The organism is Pseudomonas sp. CM25 (genome assembly GCF_013179705.1).
GTDB lineage: Bacteria > Pseudomonadota > Gammaproteobacteria > Pseudomonadales > Pseudomonadaceae > Aquipseudomonas.
Map to the genome: position 1 here is coordinate 1 of NZ_JABMCW010000489.1, position 3,056 is coordinate 3,056.

Annotated in this window: 3 protein-coding genes; all 3 read right to left on the reverse strand. The window is 64.9% G+C overall.

The features are described from left to right. Positions 1-985 (reverse strand): putative 2-aminoethylphosphonate ABC transporter substrate-binding protein (locus tag HP546_RS28315; protein ID WP_172232551.1); only part of this gene is annotated, 985 nt, incomplete at its 3' end. A gap of 18 nt (positions 986-1,003) precedes the next feature. Next, positions 1,004-2,728: a putative 2-aminoethylphosphonate ABC transporter permease subunit gene (locus HP546_RS28320; protein WP_172232554.1), complete on the reverse strand. Its 1,725-nt coding sequence runs from the start codon at positions 2,726-2,728 to the stop codon at positions 1,004-1,006. 1 nt (position 2,729) lies between these two features. Continuing rightward, positions 2,730-3,056: TOBE domain-containing protein (locus HP546_RS28325; protein ID WP_172232557.1), on the reverse strand; the 327-nt coding region annotated here is incomplete at its 5' end.

The window sequence follows — 3,056 nt, forward strand, 5'->3', positions numbered from 1 at the left end:
TGCGCCATTCGGCAAGGATCTGGTCACGGTTTTTCGAGGCCCAGGCGAAGTCGTTCTTGATCAGGCGCTGCTCATAGTCTGCCGGCAACTCGGTCTGCGGCTTGGCAATCCCCGGCGCGGCCAGCACGGCGAAGTTGTCCTTGTACAGCTCCATGGCTGCCGGGCTGGCCGAGAAGTCGGCCAGGCGCCTGGCCGCATCAGCCTTGGGCGAACCCTTGATCACGGCAGTCGCCTCGATCTCCCAGCCCAGGCCTTCCTTGGGCAGCACGATGTCCAGCGGTGCGCCCTGGCGTTTGAGCTGCACGGCCGGGTACTCGAACGAAATACCGATCGGGAACTCGCCCGCCGCTGCCAGCTTGCAAGGCTTGGAGCCGGAGTGGACGTACTGACCGATGTTCTGGTGCAGCGCATCCATGTAGGCCCAGCCCTGCGGCTCGCCGAAAGTCTGCAGCCAGGCGCTCACATCCAGAAAGCCGGTGCCGGACGAGGCCGGGTTCGGCATCACGATCTTGCCTTTGTACTCGGGCTTGGTCAGGTCCTGCCAGCTCACCGGTTTGCTCAGCCCCTGCTTCTCGGCCTCGATGGTATTGAAGCAGATTGTCGCGGCCCACACGTCCATGCCCACCCAGGCCGGCGGGTTGGCGGCGTCGCGGTAGTTGGGGGCAATCTTGCCCAGGTCCTTCGGCGCATAGGCTTCCAGCATGCCATTCTGGTCGAGGATGGCCAGGCTGGACGCCGCCAGGCCCCACACCGCATCGGCTTGCGGGCGGCCCTTCTCGGCCAGCAGCTTGGCGGTGATGATGCCGGTGGAATCGCGCACCCACTTGATCTCGATGTCGGGGTTGGCTTTCTCGAAGGCCTGCTTGTAGCTCTTCAGTTGTTCGGCTTCCAGCGCGGTGTAGACGGTCAACTGGGTGTCGGCGGCCGCTGCCTGCAGGCTGAACACGGCGGAAACGGCAGCGGCAAGTGCAAGGTGCTGGTACATGGGTAGGTTCCTTACAGGTCAGACGGTCGCGGCGCGTTGGCGCCAGGCTTGGGAGCGGCGCAGCAGGCCGCGCGAGGCTGCGGCCAGCAGCAGTGAAGCGCCGGCACTGGTCAGCAGGATCAGGGTGGACATGGCGGCAGCACCGCCGACGTTGCCCGCGTCGTCCATGTTCAGCACGGCGACGGCGGCCAGGATGGTGTCGGGGCTGTACAGGAAGATCGCTGCCGACACGGTGGTCATCGCCGAGACGAACAGGTAGCGGATGATGTCGAGCAACGCTGGCAGGCAGATCGGTACTGTTACCCGCAAAAAATGCTTGTACAGCGGCGCTTTCAGCGACAGCGCCGCCGCCTCGAGCTCGCCGTCGAGCTGGCGCAGGGCAGTGGCAGCGGTCATCTGCGCGGTGGTCAGGTAATGGGCGATGGTGCACACCACCAACAGCCCCATGCCGCCATACAGCACATGCAGCGGGTTGCCGTTGAGGTTGAAGAAGAAAACATAACCCAGGCCAAGCACCAGGCCCGGCACAGCCATGGGGATAAAGCTGAGCAGGCGCAGCGCCAGGTTGAGCAGGCGTTGACCCTGGGTTTTCTCCATCAGGTAGGCACCGGTGAAGATCAGGATGCTGCCGATCAATGCAGTACCGATGGCCATGGTCACGCTGTTGCGGTAAGCCAGCCAGCCGCCCCCGGCGGTGTCTTCGAACATGTAATGACGCAGGGACAACGACAGGTTGTAAGGCCAGAAGGTGACCAGCGACGAGTACACCGCCATGCCGACCACCAACAGCAAGACCGCGCATACCAGCAGCACAATGGCCAGGAAGCAGGCATCGCGGCCGGGCGACGGCTTGGGCTCGAACACTTGGGCGCGGCCGCTCATGGCCTCGCCCTGGCGCCGGCGCAGCCAGGCGTCAACGCTGAAGCTGAACAGGGCTGGCACCAGCAACACCATGCCGATCAGCGCGCCGCGGCCGAACTGTTGCTGGCCGACTACGGCTTTGTAGGCCTCCAGGGCAAGCACCTGATAGTCACCACCCACTACCACCGGGACACCGAAGTCGGTGATGGTCAGCGTGAACACCAGGCAGAACGCCGCAAACACTGCCTGGCGCGTGGCCGGCCAGGTGATGCTGGAGAACGCCCGCCATGAACCGGCGCCCATGCTGGAAGCCGCGTCGAACAAGCGAGCATCGGCCAGCGACAGCGCCGACAGCATGATCATCAGCGCATGCGGGAAGGTGTAGATAGCCTCGCCCAGCACGATGCCCCAGAAGCCGTAGATGTTGTCGCTGAGCAACCCGCGCAGCAGCCCCTGGTTGCCGAACAGGTAGACCAGGGCTATGGCCGGCAGCATCGATGGCGCCAGCAGCGGCAACAGCGAGATCCCACGCCACAGGCCCTTGGCCGGAATCAGCGTGCGTTGCAGGGCGTAGGCGAACAGGTAGGCCAGCGGCACCACGATGGCCGCAACGGTGACCGCCACCGACAGGCTGTTGCCCAGCAACCAGCGGAAGTTGTCACTGGCGAACAGCTCCCGCGCCGCCAGCAGGCCACCGCCCTGGCCAGCTTCACCACTGAAGCCTTTCCAGAAAATGGCCAGCAGCGGCATCACCACTGCCAGCAGCAGAAGAACCAGCAGAACGCTCTTGCCACCGACGACGAACAGCCGGTCACCCAGTGCGACGTCGCTGCGCTGCGCACGCCTGGCCTGGGTATGCGGCAGGGACATTGGCGCGGCCATCTCAGGCAAACACCTGCAGGCTCTGCGGTGGCAACGCCACCCAGATATCCTGCGAGCCCAGCCGCGGCATGGCCTCCGGGGCCAGCTCGGCCAGCAAGGCATGGCCTGGCAGGGCCTTGAGCTCGAAGCTCATGCGGCAGCGGTTACCGAGAAAGGTAATTTCGCGGACCATGGCCGGAAACAGGTTTTCTTCGTGCACTAACGGGTTCACCGTGATGGCCTCCGGGCGGCAGAACAACCGGCCACTGCTGGCCTGGGCCGAACCCGGCGCCAGGCGCATGTTCATGCCGCCCACCTGCGCATGGCTGTCGCCGCTACGCTGGAATGG